Raw genomic sequence first — 17732 nt, 5'->3', positions numbered from 1 at the left:
TACATTTTCGGAGTATAAATCATGAATGTCCCTACATTTTCGGAGTATAAATCATGAACTATCCCTACATTTTCGGAGTATAAATCATGAACTATCCCTACGTCTGGCTCTTCTCGACTTTGTGTGATAAATTTAAATTATATAAGAGTGATCGATCTTTGTGTCCTTTGTGTCTCTGTGGTTCCTTCCACTCACTGCCCTAAGACTGTATCTTAGAATACATTTTACCCACCAAACCCAAGAGATGCCACTGACCACCTTGCACCCCTACAAGGTTTCATCGGGATTAATGCCTAATTCTCTTAATCTTGCCGTTAATTGCTCAATTTTTTGTAAAGCCAGTTCTTTTTGTTGACGTTCAGATTCTTTTTGCTGACGTTCGTATTCTTGTTGCTGTAAAGCCAGTTCTTTTTGTTGACGTTCAGATTCTTTGGCCTGTTTCTCCAGAAGAGCGGCTTCCTCAGGTGTTGGGATTAACTGACCCCTAGGACTAAAATAACGCAATTTATCGGCGTATATCCCTAAATATAAGCCCAATTCTTCACTCCATAACCAACCTTGCTGATTGGGTTCAATCGGTTGATATTTTCCCCTAATTAACGTATATCCTTCAAACTCTAAACTATAGGGGTCAAACCAGAAATAATCAGGAGTCCTAAATGTATTTTGATAAATTTCTTTCTTTTCTTCCCTATCAGTCTTAGCGGTACTTTCAAAAGAGGATTTCTATAATCACATTAGGATATTTTCCCTCTTCTTGCCATACTACCCAACTTTTCCGGTTTTGGTTTCTAGTTGTTCCCAATACTACAAAAAAGTCGGGTCCTCTAAAGTATTCTGATTTTTTCTGATTGGGACTGTAGTAGATGGTTAAATTCCCGGTTGCAAAGTAATCTTCTCTATCTTGCCATAACCATTCTAGGCATTTTATCAATAAAATAATCTGAGTTAGATGTAAATTACTTTCCAATGGCGGTTCATCACTCCAAAATTCGCCCTTGGGGAAGATTATCTCATCTTTTTGGGCGGTTTGGCTAGGGGATAGGGGTTGAGTTGTAGTCATGGTTATCTGCTATGAATAATAAGCTGTCCGTGTATTTAAACTGCTTGTTGAGATGAGACAAGGGGCAACAGTAAAGGTATTGGCTAAGATTCAGCTAATCTAAGGATAGGCGGTTAAAATGCGTCTTAGCCTATTATTTGTGTTAATCTCATCTTTACAGATCAAAACCCTCAATCGTCTAAGGAGACAATGGCCGCCAATTCTCGGAATAAATCGCCCGTTTTTCTCGGCTGTTCCGGCAGGATCGCTATTTTTTGCCTCTTGATGTTACTATCGGCGGCAATAGGCTGGTTAATCGGGAAACAGTGGGTTAAACACAGCAATCAACCCCAAACCGTTAAACCCGTTTTTGCCACGGAGGAAAATAACTTTAATTCTGCCACAGATCCGGCATGGCAACGGAAAGCCGAGATGAGAAAGCGCCGTCTAGAGTTGGGAATTGATGGTCAGTTTTTTAAAAATCTCGTCAATGAATTGTTTAACCTCCGCTATGGGGATATCAAAGAGGAAAAACAGAAACAGGAACAAAGAGATATTTTAGCAGCAGAAATCCTCGATCGCTTAGAACGTCTCGATTCTGGCACTAGAGAAGCATTAGGTAGCTACGACGAGCAACAGCGAGAAAAATGGCGAGAACAAGTGAATCAGTTACGATTAAGCAGTAGAGTCCTTAATTTACTCACTGATACTGCTTTTTTTCAGCTATTTCCCGAATTGACAGAAAGACCAAATTTTGATAGCGGCTTAGGTCAACTATGGAGTGGTTTGGCCTGGAATCAGTTACAATCTTTACAGTCTGGCCTATCCTACCAAGCGATCGAAAGTTTAGACGCGGGGGGAGAGGAAGTGATCGAGGCAATTCTCAGCGAGGGACAAGGAAAAGCCTATGCAATAAAATTGCGTTCCAGTGATCGGTTAGACTTAAATTTAGAGACGGAAGGCGAAGTTTTACTATCTTTCTACTCTCCCACGGGTAATATTACCCTTTTAGACAAGTCTAGCGATCGGCAATGGTCAGGTCAATTACCCGAAGAGGGATTTTATGAATTAGTTATTCTCCCCCAATCTTCTACCCCCGTTCACTTTCGCTTGCAGTTAAAAGTAAGTCAATGACTTTAACCGTCAGGAGACAGGAGACAGGAGACAGGAGACAGTCGGCAGCTTTTTTCTCCCCAACCCCCCATCTCCCCACACCCTACACCCTACACCCTACACCCCACACCCTACACCCCACTTCCCCAACCCCTAACCCGCTTTTTTACTTTTTCCCATGTCTCTAACTTTCCAAGCTGTTATCGCTAAATTAAATGAATTTTGGGCTGATCGCGGTTGTTTAGTTGCTCAACCCTATGATACCGAAAAAGGTGCGGGAACCATGAGTCCCCACACTTTTTTAAGGGCAATTGGTCCGGAACCTTGGGCCGTTGCCTATGTGGAACCCTGTCGTCGTCCAACGGATGGCCGTTATGGCGAAAATCCCAATCGTTTTCAGCATTACTATCAATATCAAGTCCTAATTAAACCCTCTCCTGATAATATTCAGGAAATCTATTTAGACTCCCTGCGGGTGTTAGGAATTAACCCAGAAGATCACGATATTCGCTTCGTGGAAGATAACTGGGAATCTCCCACCCTCGGTGCTTGGGGTGTGGGTTGGGAAGTGTGGTTAGATGGGATGGAAATCACCCAATTTACCTACTTTCAACAGTGTGGAGGTATCGATTGTCGTCCCGTGGCGATCGAAATTACCTATGGTTTAGAAAGATTAGCCATGTATCTGCAAGATGTGGAGGCAATTAATAAAATTCAATGGAATGAAAATATCCTCTACGGTGACATTTTTCTACAAAATGAAATCGAACAATGTACCTACAATTTTGAGGCTTCCAATCCTGAATTATTGTTTAGTTTATTCAGTTTATATGAACAGGAAGCTAAACAATTAATTGATCGCTCTCTGGTGATTCCCAGTCTAGATTATGTTCTTAAATGTTCCCATACTTTTAATTTACTCGATGCTAGAGGTGTGATTGCTGTAGCTGAAAGAACCCGTTATATCGGCAGAATTCGCAATTTAGCTCGACAGGTTGCTCAATTGTATTTACAGCAACGGGAAGCTTTAGGTTTTCCCCTACAAACGGTTTAGCGATCGGGTGCATCTTTGGCGATGCACCCCTAGCAATTGTATTGGCCTTCGTTTAATAACTTTTTTTTATAAAAAATCCTATTTATACTAAATCTTGTTTAAAAAGTATAGGATAGTGGGAAAGAAAAAAAGATGTTATCGCTAACATCTTTTTGGCATTTTTTACAATTTAACTTCAATATCAACCCCTGCGGGTAAATCTAATTTCATCAAAGCATCGATTGTCTTAGAAGAGGGTTGGTAAATATCAATAATGCGGCGATGGGTGCGGGTTTCAAAATGTTCACGGGAGTCCTTGTCAACGTGAGGGGAACGCAGGACACAATAAATCTTTCTTTTGGTCGGTAGGGGGATCGGTCCGATCGCTGTGGCGTTAGTTCTATTGGCAGTATCGACAATCTTCTCACAGGAAGTATCGAGTAAGCGCCGGTCAAAAGCTTTCAAACGAATGCGAATTTTCTGTTGTTGTAGCGTAGCCATAATTTCACCTATTGCAATTGTCAAGGTACAAAATAAAGACAGTAACGGAGCAGCTTTTAAATTCACTGCCCCGTTAATTAGTAGATTAGCCTACTTGATAATTTTCGAGATAACGCCAGAACCGATGGTGCGACCACCTTCGCGAATAGCGAAGCGCATACCCTGTTCAATAGCGATCGGGTTGATCAGTTCCACCGTCATTTTGATCCGGTCTCCCGGCATGACCATTTCTACAGTGCTGCCATCATCGGCGGTGTAGTCTTGGATAGTGCCAGTTACGTCAGTTGTCCGTACATAGAACTGAGGACGATAGTTTTTAAAGAAAGGAGTGTGACGACCACCTTCTCCTGCAGTTAACACATACACCTCACCTTCAAACTGGGTGTGGGGTTTGATTGTACCCGGTTTAGCGATCACCATGCCGCGCTCGATGTCGGTTTTTTGGATACCACGCAGGAGGATACCCGCGTTGTCACCGGCCATCCCTTGGTCAAGACTTTTCTTGAACATTTCAATCCCGGTGACGGTGGTGGGGCGAGTTTCTCTGATCCCGACCAATTCCACGTTATCACCCACTTTCACAATACCGCGTTCGATCCGACCGGTAGCCACCGTCCCCCGACCAGTAATCGAGAATACGTCTTCTACCGCCATCAGGAAGGGTTTATCGATATCCCGTTCGGGGGTGGGGATATAGCTATCTACCGCTTCCATTAATTCATAAATTGCGTCCACCCACTCGTTATCGCCTTTTTGGGCCTTGGGATTTTTGGTCATGTAGTCGAGGGCTTCTTTCGCAGAACCGGCAATAATGGGGATATCGTCGCCAGCAAAGTCGTAACTGGTGAGAAGTTCGCGTACTTCCAGTTCTACGAGTTCCAGTAACTCCTCATCGTCCACCATATCTTTTTTGTTGAGGAAGACCACGAGGTTAGGTACGCCCACCTGACGAGCCAGCAGGATATGTTCCCGGGTTTGGGGCATCGGGCCGTCAGCGGCCGAGACCACGAGAATACCACCGTCCATCTGTGCGGCACCGGTGATCATGTTTTTTACATAGTCCGCGTGGCCGGGGCAGTCCACGTGTGCATAGTGGCGATCAGCAGTTTCGTACTCAACGTGAGCGGTGTTGATGGTGATCCCGCGGGCTTTTTCTTCGGGAGCGGCATCGATTTCATCGTATTTTTTAGCTTGGGCATTACCCAGAGCCGCTAGGGTCATAGTGATAGCGGCGGTGAGGGTAGTTTTGCCGTGGTCAACGTGACCGATCGTGCCGATGTTAACGTGGGGTTTCGTCCGTTCAAATTTAGCGCGTGCCATTTACTTTCTGTTCCTTTGTTTTTTTTTCTTCTTCAGGTGGGTGAACAGTAATCAGTCACCAGAGATCAGTTTTAAGTTAGCAGTTATTAGGGTTGACCGACCAACTTTAAATGATCGGTTTATTCTCACTGCTCACTGGTCACTGGTCACTGATTAACCGTTCCCTTTACTTTTGGTGATAATCGTCTCGGCCACGTTGCGGGGGACTTCTTCGTAATGGCTAAATTCCATGGTGAAGATGCCCCTTCCTTGGGTTTTGGAGCGAATATCAGTGGCGTAACCGAACATTTCCGCTAGGGGAACTTTAGCGGAGACTTTGGCGATGCCGGTCTCGGTTTCTTGACCTTCGATTTGTCCCCGACGGGAGTTAAGATCACCGATGACGTTACCGATGAAGTCTTCGGGTACTTCCACTTCCACCTTCATCATCGGTTCTAGGAGAACGGGGGTAGCTTTCATCACCGCTTCCTTAATCGCCATGGAACCGGCAATCTTAAAGGCCATCTCGGAGGAGTCCACATCGTGGAAAGAACCATCCACAAGGGTTGCTTTCAGGTCGATGACGGGATAACCCGCTACAATCCCCGATTCGCAAGCTTCTTTCATCCCTTGTTCTGACGGACTGATGTATTCTTTGGGGATAGCACCACCGACAATTTTGGAGACGAAGACAAAGCCCGACCCCGGTTCACCCGGTTCGAGTTCGATGACGACGTGGCCGTACTGCCCTTTACCACCACTTTGACGGATAAATTTACCCTCAGCGCGCACGGGTTTCCGCACAGTTTCCCGATAGGCCACCTGGGGAGCGCCCACCGTCGCTTCGACTTTGTATTCCCGGAGCATTCGATCGACGAGGATTTCCAGGTGCAGTTCTCCCATCCCAGCGATTACCGTTTGATTGGTTTCGGGATCAACTTTGACCCGGAAGGTGGGATCCTCATCGGAGAGAGCTTGCAGAGCTTTGCTGAGTTTCTCGATGTCCTGTTTGGTTTTCGGTTCCACCGCCACGGAGATAACCGGTTCGGGGATAAAGAGGGATTCTAGGATAATCGGGTTCTTATCATCACAGAGGGTATCCCCGGTAATGGTGTTTTTCAGTCCGATCGCCGCTCCCAGATCACCGGCGCGCAGTTCATCCACTTCGATCCGTTCGTTGGATTTGAGGACGATCAGGCGAGCGATCCGTTCTTTGGTTCCTTTGGTGGAATTGTAGGCGTAGCTGCCTTTAGCTAGTACACCGGAATAGACCCGTAGGAAGGTTAAACGACCGAAGGGATCGGCCATGATTTTGAAGGCGAGAGCCGAGAAGGGAGCATCGTCCTTAGCTTCCCGGATTGCCTCGCTGCCATCGGGGAGAATCCCTTTAACGGCGGCTACTTCCGAGGGTGAGGGTAGGTAATCGACGACGGCATCGAGGAGCAGTTGTACCCCTTTGTTTTTGAAAGCCGAGCCGCAGAGGACGGGAACAATTGTACCAGCAATCGTCCCTTCTCTGAGACCGCGTTTGATTTCGGCTTCGGTGAGTTCTTCACCTTCTAGATATTTTTCTAGGAGTTCTTCATCAGCTTCCGCTACAGCCTCCACCAGCTGCACGCGGAATTCTTCGGCCTTTTCCAATAAGTCTTCGGGAATGTCGGTTTCTTCTATGTCTTTCCCTAGATCGTCCTTATATATATAGGCGCGCATCTTGACGAGATCAACGATCCCGCTCAGTTCGCTTTCTGCGCCGATCGGCATTTGGATGGGAACGGCGTTAGCTCTAAGGCGATCTCTTAATTGTTCGTAAACTTTGAAGAAGTTCGCCCCCGTTCTGTCCATTTTGTTGATAAAGGCAATCCGGGGTACTTTGTACCGATCGGCTTGTCTCCAGACGGTTTCTGATTGGGGTTGTACACCACCAACAGAGCAGAAAACCGCCACCACTCCATCGAGTACCCGCATGGAACGTTCCACTTCAATGGTGAAATCGACGTGGCCGGGGGTGTCAATGATGTTGATGCGATGATCTTGCCAACTGGTACTGATGGCAGCGGCGGTGATGGTGATTCCTCGCTCCCGTTCCTGTTCCATCCAGTCGGTAATTGCCGTTCCGTCGTGGACTTCGCCCAGTTTATGGGCGACTCCTGTATAGAACAGGATTCTTTCTGTTGTCGTTGTTTTGCCCGCGTCTATATGAGCGGCGATTCCGATGTTTCGCACTCTCTCTAGCGGGATAGTCCGTGCCACAGCAACCTCCTTGCTTTGCTTGCCAGTGATGGGATTTTGTTCTAGGATTTTTTACACTATTTACAATTCTATACTTTTCTTGACAGTTTTTTGGCGGCAGCGGTGTGGTCCACCGCCCTTAAAGTATCTTTAAAGTATCTTTTTAGTAACGATAGTGGGCAAAGGCTTTGTTTGCCTCTGCCATCCGGTGGGTTTCTTCCCGTTTTTTGATCGTGCCGCCGGTTTCATTGGCCGCATCCATGATCTCGTTGGCCAGTTTACCTGCCATGGTTTTGCCGCCTCTGGTTCTGGCATAATGGACTAACCAGCGTAGTGCTAATGTACTACCACGGTTGGTGCGTACTTCCATCGGGACTTGATAGGTGGCTCCACCGACCCGGCGGGCTTTCACTTCCACTAGGGGAGTGGCGTTTTTAACGGCTTTTTCAAATACTTCTAGGGGTTCTTGACCGGTACGTTCGCCGACGGTTTTCAGGGCATCGTAAACGATGTTAGCGGCTAGGGATTTTTTGCCCGATCGCATGATCCGGCGGATGGTCATGCTGACTAAACAGCTATTGTAAACGGGATCGGGGGGAATAGGACGTTTTTTGACGTTTTTACGGCGAGACATCGGAATATTCCTGAATTTTCTAGGTTAACTTTAACTTTTGCTTGACAGTCGGATGATTACAGCCCATCTCAAACCCTCTCCTGCGAGTCTTCAGTCTCTTGGGTTAACTTTGACCGACTCGGTGGGAGTATTTTTTTGGTTAATCAATTTCCTGTTTATTTAGCAGCGGGTTTGGGGCGTTTGGTTCCGTACTTAGAGCGCGCCTTTTGACGGTTTTTCACCCCGGTGGCATCGAGGGTGCCGCGAATGATGTGATATCTGACTCCGGGTAGATCTTTGACCCGACCGCCCCGAATGAGGACAACCGAGTGTTCTTGCAGGTTATGACCGATGCCCGGGATGTAGGCTGTCACCTCAAATCCAGAGGTCAAACGTACCCTAGCCACTTTCCGTAGGGCTGAGTTGGGTTTTTTCGGTGTGGTGGTATATACTCTTGTACAAACTCCCCGACGTTGGGGGCATTGTTTGAGGGCGGGAGATTTGGTTTTTCTTTTCGCTTTGGATCTTTCGTCGCGTATTAATTGCTGAATGGTGGGCATGATAGGGCTGTATCTAAGGTTACTCTGAACTCCTATTACCGAAGGTCAAATCGTTGACAAAAGGTCATTATAGCAAATTGTCGCTCTTGTTGTCAAGTCGCTTATTGTGCTTTTCTCCGGTTTAGATGTTAGAGATTGTCTTTTTCTTGGGCGGCTGCGGCACTCAATTCGGACGTTATTAGGCGATAAAATTACAGCTTCGTTGTTTTGGCTTGATGGTGCAATTTTAGCGATAATTATCACCTGATTAATCGGCCAATGTCTGAAAAGCTGTCTCTAGCTAACCTCATTTTCAGAACTGGTGTCTAGAGTATTAGCTCTTAACGATATATTTAGAGCTTTTGTACTGGATGCAGCCCAGATGTGCTGCCATAAAATATTGTTAACCTTTGAGGTTAACAATATTACAAGGGTAATCTACAATGGATATTGTATTTAAGGAAAAAAAATTTGAGAACGAATGCAATAGCCAAAGGTTACTGAAAAAACAGTATGGAGAGAAGATGGCTAAGAAAATCAGGCAAAGACTCGACGACTTAAAAGCAGTTATTGTCCTGGAGGAAATGCGAGCGCTACCGGGACGTTGCCACGAATTGTTACATAACCGTGCTGGACAACTATCTTTAGATTTAGTTCATCCCCTCAGACTAATTTTTGAGCCGGCTAATATACCGATTCCTCAAAAAGCAGACGGGGGAATTGATTAGAAGAAAGTAACCGCAGTCGTAATTATTGGCATAGATGACACCCATGACTAATACTATTGAGAACAGATATGCACCGGATTTTATTTCTCCACCGGGAGAAACCCTTACCGAAATCCTAGAAGAAAGAAATATGTCTCAATCGGAACTCGCCCAACGCATGGGCAGACCAAAAAAGACTATCAATGAGATCATAAAAGGTAAAGCGGAGATTACTATCGATACCGCCTTACAGATAGAGTTAGTGTTAGGAACTCCCGCCGGTTTCTGGATAGAGCGCGAAAGACTTTATCGGGAATATTTAGCGAGAAAAAATGAGAATCAAAGATTAAAAGGTTATTTAGGCTGGTTAAAACAAATTCCTTATCGGCAGATGACTGAATTAGGCTGGCTCAAGTTTGATGAGGATAAAATAGAGCAATTACGAGAGAGCTTGAATTTTTTTGCCGTTGTCTCCCCTGAGCAATGGGAGGAGATTTGGGGGAGAAATTTATCGATTGATTTTAGAAAGTCTCAAGCATTTGATAGCGATCGAGGGGCAATAACGGCATGGTTGCGTCAAGGAGAAATAGAAGCATCGAAAATTAATTGTGCTGATTACAACGAGTTGAAATTCAGAGATGCCTTGCGACAAATTCGTTCGTTAACTATTAAGTCTATCGAGGTATTTCAACCGCAAATGATCGAGCTTTGTGCCGCAGCGGGGGTTGCCTTAGCCTTTGTCCCTGAACTTCCGAAAACAAGGGTACACGGTGCTACCCGTTGGTTAGGTTCTCACAGAGCTTTAATTCAATTGAGCGATCGATACAAAACAAATGATCATTTTTGGTTTTCTTTTTTTCATGAAGCTGGTCATATTTTATTACATGGGAAACGAACTTTATTTTTAGAGGGGCAAGATATTCAAGATACAATTAAAGAAAAAGAGGCGGATGTTTTTGCGGCTAATTTCTTAATTGATCCTGGAGATTGGCAGAGATTTATCGCCAATAATTCTCTGAATAGAAAAGCTATTAATCAATTTGCCGAACAACTAGGAATACACCCTGGTATTATTGTTGGTAGAATGCAACATGAGCAAATTACTTCTTATCAAAACTATAATGATCTTAAGGAGAAATATTGTCTAAATACGCAGAATTCCTTTTTGGTATTGACGAGCGACTCCCCAAAAGGAAAACTTCCTATCTCACTATTAAGATAACTGCTGTAAGCGGAGATTACTAAGGATAAATTTGGCAATAAGTGACAAAGTTGCGATAAAATCAAAAAAAGTCAGGGAGAGGATAGTTATGCTCGATCTTGCGAAATTAGCGGCAAAAATGCCAGGAATCAGTCAACATTTTCAACAGGAAGTGACAGCTAGTCGCGAGCGAGTGCAACGGGCTAAAATTCTTTTAGAACAAGCTCAACAGCAACAGGAAAAACTACTAGAACTCTATCATAACTGGCACGATCGCCTAATTTTCTCTGTCGCGCTACCGATCGAACCTCTCGACACCCGCGTTACTATCCTTCCCGCTCCCGAAAGTCATAGCGTTTTTGCCACGGATGGTTCTCAAATTGCCCCTTCTCACCACGAAATCGCCTACTGTTATCTAATTAATATCGGTAGGATTATGTTGCACTATGGTCAAAATTTGCACCCTCTCCTCGATAGCATTCCCGAAGTCTATTACAAATCAGAAGACCTCTACATTTCTAAACAGTGGGGTATTCGCGTGGATGAGTGGATGAGTTATCGTCGGACGGTATTAGAAAGCCAAATGTTAGCGGAAATGGCTACTCGTTGGGTAAAACCCCCTGGGGCCCATTATGAACCAAATTTAGCCCTCGTGGATGGTTCTTTGATCTATTGGTTTATCGATAGTCTCCCCCCGGAAGCAAAAGATTTAATTTTGCCACCGATTTTTCAGTCTTGGGACGATTTAAAATCAGCTAGAATCCCGCTTATGGGTTATATTAGTGCTTCTCGTAGCACGGAAGGCTTAAATTTCCTGCGTTTACAATCTTGTCCCCATGATACTCCCAATTGCTTGATCAATTGCGGTGATTTAGACCCAGAAAAAACCCCCTGTCGCGTCGTCGATCCTCTCCGGGATGCTTCTATCTGGGGTTATTTATTGGAACCGGGGCAAAGAAGTCCTTTTTGGCGCAGTTCTTTGAAAATACTCGATCTTTATGGGGATGAACATCGCATTTACTTCTGTTATCTCCATGTGGGGACGGAAATCGCTAGGGTAGAGGTTCCTGCTTGGGTGGTGGAGGATCGAGAATTACTCGATCGCTCTTTGAGTATTTTACTGGCCCAGGTGTTAAAAGGTTATGGTTATCCGATCGCCTTAGCGGAAGCGCACAATTTAGCGGTGATTAAAGGTGGCGATCGCTTGCGTTTTTTTGCCCTTTTGGAACAACAGATGATTAAAGTCGGTTTACAGGATGTGGGAACATCTTATAAGGAAGCGAGAAAACGCAGTAGTATCGCTTGATAGTAAATCTGTTGAGTATAGGCTACATATCAGGACAGGCAAAAGGCAATAGGTAAGAGGCAAAAGAGGGAATAAATAATCAGTCTTTAATAACCGGATTTAGTATCACTGATAACTGATCACTGATAACTGATCACTGATAACTGGTCACTGATAACTGATCACTGATAACTGATAAAGGTGGGAATTACCCACCTTAAACTTGATTTTTGCCGAATTTTTCTAGCGACTGCTCCGATCTTGGTCCAAGACACTGACGGGGAAATTATTATAACCAACGTGATGTTTGCTGGTTTTTTGAATTTCTTCTTTGATTTGATCTAGATCAACATAGCGATCGGCTACATTAATTAAACTATCACTGGTCATCGATCGCAAACTAACCACTTCCACTCGCGCACCACGGTAACTTACGGAATCGGCAGCATAGGCCAAATCCCCATCACCACTGACAATTACTGCGGTATCATAGGAACCCACTAGAGCCATTAAATCCACGGCAATTTCCACGTCAAGATTGGCTTTTTTGGAACCATCGGGCAATTGTACTAGATCTTTAGCGATGACTCGATAACCGTTGCGACGCATCCAGAGGAGGAATCCCTGCTGTTTTTCGTTAGTGCGATCAACTCCAGTATAAAAGAAGGCGCGCAAGAGACGAGAACCAGCAGTTAAACGACAAAGTAATTTGGTATAGTCAATTTCGATACCTAATTGCAGGGCCGCATAAAATAAATTAGAACCATCGATGAAAATCGCCACACGACCGCGATTTTCTAGCACTTGTTCGGGGGTGAAGACTGGGGCTGTGTCATAATCATCAAACATTTTATTTTCCCTCGTTTGTTAAAAGTTTAGTGTTGAGTGTTTGCCAGTTCTATCTGAAAGGACAACAGACCTTAAAAAATAGAGTTATTAAAAAATTCCTTTAGGAATCGTTTAACGGCAGTTCTAGTTTAGAAAAGATCGGTTCAGGTGTTCCTAGTTGTGGATTTGTGGGTAATCCCCATTGACAGTGTTGGGAAAAAGAGACACGCTCAGGGGAGTTTTCTCCGTCCTCCGACCTGAAAGTATTAAAATCAATAACAAAACCCAGTTGTTGATAAATTTTACTGCTCAAGGTCGGTATTATCGGTGAGAGTAGGTAGGCAGAGAGTCTTACGGATTCCAAAACTGCGTAGAGAACCTGTTCTACCGCTGCTTGTTGTTTCTGTTTAAATAAACTCCAGGGCGCACTCTCATCGATAAACTTGTTACTAGCGCGAATTAACGCCAATATTTCCTCACAGGCTTGATTAAATTGTAGCGCATCATACTTCTGTTCAACAATGACCCCTAGATTGATCCCCATATTCTTAAGATGATTGTCGTTGGGGATATCTACGCCAGTCAACTGGGGGGGGATATTTTGGCAGTATTTTTTAACCATGCCTAGGGTGCGATTGAGGAGGTTGCCTAAATCGTTGGCTAAATCCGCGTTAAGAATATTAACAAATCTGGTTTCCTGAAAATCGCCATCCTGTCCTAATTCAATCTCTTTGACGAAATAGTAACGGACGGCATCGGCCCCATAGCGCTCAACCAAATCGAAGGGATCGAGGGTATTACCGAGACTTTTGCCCATTTTCCGCCCGTCTTTGGTCAAAAAGCCATGGCCGAACACTCTTTTGGGCAAGGGTAAACCCGCCGACATTAGCATAGCCGGCCAATAAATGGCATGGAATCTTAATATATCTTTACCGATCAGATGCAGATCGATCGGCCACCATTTGGCCAAGGCATTTTCTAGGGTGGGTTGGTCTTCGGGGTCGAGAAGGGCGGTAACATAGCCAAGAAGGGCATCAAACCAAACGTAGATGGTATGCTGACCATCGTGGGGAATGGGAAACCCCCAAGCGACATTAACCCTAGAGATGGAGAAGTCCTGTAGGCCTTGGTTGACGAAGTTGAGAACCTCATTACGTCGGCTTTCCGGTTGAATAAAATTGGGTTGTTCTTGGTAAAGTTGTTCTAGTTGTGCTTGGTATTTAGAGAGACGGAAAAAATAGTTTTCCTCGTCGCGCCATTCGGCGGCTAGGTTAGTATGAATGGGACAACAGCCATTATCTAACAGTTCTCTTTTTTCCTTAAATTCTTCACAGGCGACGCAATACCAACCCTGTTGGCGATCGAGATAGATATCGCCCTTTTCCCAGACTCTTTCAAAAAATTCGTTAACAATTGCCTGATGACGGGGGGCAGTGGTGCGACTAAAGCGATCATACTGGATGTGTAGCTTTGCCCAGAGATTGGCAAAACTGGTGGCAATGCGATCGCAGTGTTCCTGGGGATTGAGTCCTTTGGCCGCCGCAGTCCGTTCGATTTTCTGTCCGTGTTCGTCGGTTCCTGTAATTAAGAGGACAGAATTGCCCTGTAACCGCTGCCATCGTGCCATAACATCCGCTACGATCGTCGTGTAAGCACTACCGATGTGAGGGATATCGTTGACATAATAAAGAGGTGTTGTCAAAGCAAATGTTTTTCGCTCATTCAAATCATTCATGAAATTTATTTTTTTTAAATAGACGAGGCTGCCCCGAGGCTGATCCGTAGATGATTGGGACATAATCCCTATATTTTATGATCCTCTAATTCTGTTTTATCCTTTAGTTGTGATCTAAGTCAATAAAAACAATCTTAAGGCCGATTTTTTTTTTCCATGAAGCTGCTTACCCCCCTATCCACCTCTCGTTTAATTCTTGATACCACGCGCACGGGTCTGTTTACCGTCGGTCAAGAAAATCTACCCGGCCAAGGAGTGGCGATCGTGGTAAGTAACCATCGTAGCTTTTTGGACGCGCCGATCTTAATTCAAGCTTTGGGCAAAACTCTCCCGATCGCCTGTCATCACTACATGGGAAAAACGCCGCTTTTGCGGGAATTAATCGGAGAATTAGGCTGTTTTCCCTTTGATACCCCCGAAAAACGCCACCAGACTTTTTTTCGGCAAGCAACGGATTTTTTACAGTCCGGACGATGGATCGGTTTATTTCCAGAAGGTGGATCGCCGATGTTAAATTTGACTCCTCCTCGTCAAATTAGCCGTTTTCAAAGCGGATTTGCCCATTTAGCCCTGCGTTGTCCCGTGGAGAATCTATCGGTCTTACCTGTGGCTATTCTCTCCGAGTCGGAAACTGCTATTAGTCCTTTTCCCGTGCGTTTGCTACGCTGGTTAGATACCACGGAACCTTTATTCGATCAAGATGGTTGGCATCCCGTTGTCTTTTATCATCGTGTCAAGGTGGCGATCGGTCGTCCCTACGGAATTACTGAGAGCGATCGCTCAGATTATCAAGGTAAACAAGGAAAAAAAGCCCTTAATCGTTTAATTAGTCATTGTCAGTCGGAAATTAGCGATTTATTGCTGAAGGGGTAACGAAGTCAGGAGGCAGCATATAGGGTGGTCACTGCGTGCGCGTTGCGGGGGGGTTGGGGTGTTGGGGTGTTAGGGTTTTAGGGATTTAGGGAAATTTCAGCTAAATGCCCACTTCCCACTTCCCCACTTCCCCACTTCCTAACTCATAATTCATAATTCATAATTCATAATTCCCACTTCCCACTTCATAATTCATAATTGGCGATTCATACGGGCAATTGTGGGCAAAAGGGGAGATATTGCCACGTCGGGATTGTGTACGGTGGTTTACCCGGGTAGTTGTCCGGTGGTGGTGGGACAAACCCTAGGAGATAATCGCATCCGTCAGGATATAGCGGTCGCTTTGGGGATAAAAACGGCTTTAGCTGTGCCAATTAGAGTTAATAATCAGTTATTTGCTGCAGTAATGCTTTTAAACCGTCTCGATGGTCAGGAATTGACCGATCGAGATAGTTTATTAGTGGAGGAATATCTGAACTCGCTACTCAGAAATGAGGGATAGAAGGGGTTGGGTAATCCAGTTGAATGCTACGGCGATTTGATGGTTAAGGGTGGGCAGACGGTAGAGATAGACTAAGCGACGGGTAAGATGGGCAAGGGGACCGGCTAATTCTAGTCCTAAACCGCTAATGGCAGCTTCATCGACTCCGAGGGTCAACATTTCGCCTAAAGGTTGATAACGGAAGGGTAAAGCTGGTTTATCGTGGAAACTCGCCCAAATATTCCAAGCGCAGTAGTCGGACTGTTGAAGGGCCACTTGGGCCGTGGCAGCGTATGGTTTATCGTCTTGATCGCGACTATCGGCCGCATCGCCGATCGCGTAGATGCTGAGGTTTTCGACAGTTTGTAAATATTGATTAACTTTTAGTAATTTGCGCTCATTATGTGCTAGAGGCAAATTAGCGAGCAGTGGAGAGGCGATCGGACTAACGGTCCAGAGAATTAGATCAACGGGGATATTGTCGATCTGTCCTTTGTAGTCAAGGGAGAGGCGATCAGCTTGAATGTCGGCGACGGTGGTTTCTAGGTCTAACCAAACCAGACGTTTTTCCAGGGCTTTTTTGGCGGTTTCGCGGTTAAATTGGGGTGAAAGGGCAATTATATCGCTATTTCTTTCGATCAGACGAATTCTTCCCCTTTCTCCGAGGCGATCGGCCAGCTTACAGGCTAATTCTACGCCGCTATAACCGCCCCCGATAATGGCGACCCGAATTTTATCGCGATCGGATTGTTCTAGGGTTTTGAGTCGATCCCGAAGACGATAGGCATCCTCGAGACTACGGAAGGGGATAGCGTGGGTTCTGGCCCCGGGTAGGAAGTCAAGGGAGGATTGACCACCGAGGGCGATCACGAGGCGGTCATAGCATATATCGTTTTTATTGTCAAGGGTTATTTTATGATTATTAACATCGATCACCGTGACGGTTCCCTGTTGGAAGTCAACGGGGGTATTAGCGAGTAATTCGCTGAAAGGGGGAGCTATTTCCCAGGATTGCAGTTCTGAGGTGACTAATTCGTAGAGAAGGGGAGAAAATAAAAAGTGATCGTTTTTATCAATTAAAGTAATTTGGGGAGGGTGTTGATCGGGCCAAGGCAATTGACTCAAACGTAAAGCAGTATAGAGTCCACCAAAACCACCACCGAGAATACAAATTTTTGGGATTGAGTCAGTCATATTGATCGCTGAGGGTTTTGTTTCTTATTTTGACACTCCCTGCCGTAAAATGGACGGGGAACCTTAAACCCAAATTTTCGGTAAAGCGAGCAAAGAAAAATAGTTTTTATTTATCTACCCAGCCAAATCGTCAGCAAAGCCACAATTGTAGCCAGAAAAAGGATATGATTCATCCAATCGTCGAAAGACCAATTTTTAAACATAATCACTATTAGCGTAGAAAACTTTTCAACCTACATCCAATCCTACACATCTTTTAGTCGGTTCTAGCGGTTTTGCATCTTCCCGAATATCAACGCTTAGACAGAATTGGACATAATAAACATTTGAACGATTATTTTTCTGAAACTTAGGATAATCATTGTTTATCGACCTCAAACAACTACTTATATGCTAACCTATACAGCAGAGATTGTCAAGATTTAAGTCGTGCTTCGCTGTTTTATATTGGTTGGGGTTTCATCTCGTTAAAAGCGAGAGTCTTCACCCCGACATTTGAGATAAAATTAAGATTAGAGCTTATTAGAGAGGAAAAACCTAACCAGAAGAATTTTTAGGTGAATCCTAATTGAGATGGGAGTCTTTGGGAATAACATCCAAACCGAGGAGAACCTTTTGAGTATTGGACATATCGCCGATAATTCTTTGTAGGGGTGGGGGAAGTTGTTTGACTAAAGTAGGAGTTACGAGAATTTTATCCTGTTCCGCTAATTGGGGCTGTTCGAGAACATCAATTATTTCTACTGTATAAAGATCGGATAACTCCTCGCGACAGATACGAAAAATATTGGCGATCGCCCTCTGGGATTTACTTGAATCGCCCATAATGTAGAGTTTGAGAAGATATTGACTCATCGAAAATTTGGGTCTGAAACCCCGTCGTTCTACGACGGCTTTACTGTTAAATATTAGCACATTTACGAAATATATGCTAGTGTGAAAGGACATGGAAAAAGCCTATTCGTTTCGATTTTACCCAACACCCGAACAAGAGTCGCTATTGCGGCGCACATTGGGCTGTGTAAGATTAGTTTACAACAAAGCTCTCCACGAACGAAC

Annotated in this window: 16 protein-coding genes and 3 pseudogenes; 8 read left to right on the top strand and 11 right to left on the bottom strand. The window is 44.8% G+C overall.

What is annotated here, in order from left to right; all coding sequences use genetic code 11:
- Positions 1 to 267: 267 nt before the first annotated feature.
- Positions 268 to 1063, bottom strand: a pseudogene (locus tag IM500_RS21960) (Uma2 family endonuclease).
- Between the two features lie 189 nt (positions 1064 to 1252).
- Here IM500_RS21960 and IM500_RS21955 point away from each other — a divergent pair.
- Both IM500_RS21955 and glyQ read left to right on the top strand, forming a co-directional pair.
- Positions 1253 to 2176, top strand: coding sequence for a serine/threonine protein kinase (locus IM500_RS21955; protein ID WP_287739532.1), 924 nt, complete (start codon positions 1253 to 1255; stop codon positions 2174 to 2176).
- A gap of 157 nt (positions 2177 to 2333) precedes the next feature.
- On the top strand, positions 2334 to 3209 hold the full coding sequence (gene glyQ / locus IM500_RS21950) for a glycine--tRNA ligase subunit alpha (RefSeq protein ID WP_004162850.1): 876 nt from the start codon (positions 2334 to 2336) through the stop codon (positions 3207 to 3209).
- Between the two features lie 162 nt (positions 3210 to 3371).
- On the opposite strand, the gene rpsJ is transcribed toward glyQ, so the two are convergent.
- From rpsJ to rpsL, 5 genes are all read right to left on the bottom strand, one after another.
- Positions 3372 to 3689, bottom strand: a complete 318-nt coding sequence (rpsJ, locus tag IM500_RS21945; RefSeq protein WP_002800099.1) for a 30S ribosomal protein S10 — start codon at positions 3687 to 3689, stop codon at positions 3372 to 3374.
- Positions 3690 to 3779: 90 nt separating this feature from the next.
- On the bottom strand, positions 3780 to 5009 hold the full coding sequence (gene tuf / locus IM500_RS21940) for an elongation factor Tu (protein ID WP_190722295.1): 1230 nt from the start codon (positions 5007 to 5009) through the stop codon (positions 3780 to 3782).
- A gap of 153 nt (positions 5010 to 5162) precedes the next feature.
- Complete coding sequence (gene fusA, locus IM500_RS21935; protein WP_287739531.1) at positions 5163 to 7238, bottom strand: elongation factor G; 2076 nt, start codon at positions 7236 to 7238, stop codon at positions 5163 to 5165.
- Between the two features lie 142 nt (positions 7239 to 7380).
- Positions 7381 to 7851 carry a 30S ribosomal protein S7 gene (rpsG, locus tag IM500_RS21930; RefSeq protein WP_002739653.1) on the bottom strand — a complete coding sequence of 157 codons (471 nt, stop codon included), beginning with the start codon at positions 7849 to 7851 and terminating at the stop codon, positions 7381 to 7383.
- A gap of 155 nt (positions 7852 to 8006) precedes the next feature.
- The gene (gene rpsL, locus IM500_RS21925) at positions 8007 to 8390 is read right to left on the bottom strand and encodes a 30S ribosomal protein S12 (protein WP_002740176.1); all 384 of its coding nucleotides are present in this window, start codon (positions 8388 to 8390) and stop codon (positions 8007 to 8009) included.
- Between the two features lie 422 nt (positions 8391 to 8812).
- Between rpsL and IM500_RS21920 the strand changes: the two genes are divergently transcribed.
- The 3 genes from IM500_RS21920 (at position 8813) to IM500_RS21910 (ending at position 11583) form a co-directional block, all read left to right on the top strand.
- Positions 8813 to 9097, top strand: coding sequence for a type II toxin-antitoxin system RelE/ParE family toxin (locus IM500_RS21920; RefSeq protein ID WP_190722297.1), 285 nt, complete (start codon positions 8813 to 8815; stop codon positions 9095 to 9097).
- A gap of 43 nt (positions 9098 to 9140) precedes the next feature.
- Complete coding sequence (locus IM500_RS21915; RefSeq protein ID WP_287739530.1) at positions 9141 to 10298, top strand: HigA family addiction module antitoxin; 1158 nt, start codon at positions 9141 to 9143, stop codon at positions 10296 to 10298.
- Between the two features lie 88 nt (positions 10299 to 10386).
- Positions 10387 to 11583: a DNA double-strand break repair nuclease NurA gene (locus tag IM500_RS21910; RefSeq protein WP_190722299.1), complete on the top strand. Its 1197-nt coding sequence runs from the start codon at positions 10387 to 10389 to the stop codon at positions 11581 to 11583.
- A 222-nt stretch (positions 11584 to 11805) separates the two neighbouring features.
- On the opposite strand, the gene IM500_RS21905 is transcribed toward IM500_RS21910, so the two are convergent.
- Together IM500_RS21905 and metG are read right to left on the bottom strand one after the other, a co-directional pair.
- Entirely contained in the window at positions 11806 to 12411 is a 606-nt protein-coding gene (locus IM500_RS21905; protein ID WP_002739868.1) for a LabA-like NYN domain-containing protein, read from the bottom strand.
- A 100-nt stretch (positions 12412 to 12511) separates the two neighbouring features.
- Positions 12512 to 14125 (bottom strand): methionine--tRNA ligase, encoded by a 1614-nt coding sequence (gene metG, locus IM500_RS21900; protein WP_190722756.1) that lies wholly within the window; start codon positions 14123 to 14125, stop codon positions 12512 to 12514.
- 156 nt (positions 14126 to 14281) lie between these two features.
- Between metG and IM500_RS21895 the strand changes: the two genes are divergently transcribed.
- Both IM500_RS21895 and IM500_RS21890 read left to right on the top strand, forming a co-directional pair.
- Positions 14282 to 14998, top strand: a complete 717-nt coding sequence (locus IM500_RS21895; RefSeq protein WP_190722757.1) for a lysophospholipid acyltransferase family protein — start codon at positions 14282 to 14284, stop codon at positions 14996 to 14998.
- A gap of 214 nt (positions 14999 to 15212) precedes the next feature.
- A pseudogene (locus IM500_RS21890) lies at positions 15213 to 15500 on the top strand (GAF domain-containing protein); the annotation flags it as partial.
- On the opposite strand, the gene IM500_RS21885 reads toward IM500_RS21890, so the two are convergent.
- The 3 genes and pseudogenes from IM500_RS21885 to IM500_RS21875 form a co-directional block, all read right to left on the bottom strand.
- Positions 15480 to 16673, bottom strand: a complete 1194-nt coding sequence (locus IM500_RS21885; RefSeq protein ID WP_287739529.1) for an NAD(P)/FAD-dependent oxidoreductase — start codon at positions 16671 to 16673, stop codon at positions 15480 to 15482. The pseudogene IM500_RS21890 and the gene IM500_RS21885 sit on opposite strands and share 21 nt — an antisense overlap.
- Positions 16674 to 16904: 231 nt before the next feature.
- Positions 16905 to 17006: pseudogene (locus IM500_RS21880) on the bottom strand (transposase); the annotation flags it as partial.
- Positions 17007 to 17237: 231 nt separating this feature from the next.
- Positions 17238 to 17528: a circadian clock KaiB family protein gene (locus tag IM500_RS21875; protein WP_002752661.1), complete on the bottom strand. Its 291-nt coding sequence runs from the start codon at positions 17526 to 17528 to the stop codon at positions 17238 to 17240.
- 91 nt (positions 17529 to 17619) lie between these two features.
- Between IM500_RS21875 and IM500_RS21870 the strand changes: the two genes are divergently transcribed.
- Positions 17620 to 17732, top strand: a 113-nt coding sequence (locus IM500_RS21870; protein WP_186814364.1) for a helix-turn-helix domain-containing protein, incomplete at its 3' end; no start/stop codon positions are given.

The organism is Microcystis sp. M179S2 (assembly GCF_020245805.1).
Taxonomy (GTDB): Bacteria; Cyanobacteriota; Cyanobacteriia; order Cyanobacteriales; family Microcystaceae; genus Microcystis; species Microcystis aeruginosa.
Note: the sequence above shows the minus strand (reverse complement) of the source record. Positions and strands in the feature narration are given on the sequence as shown.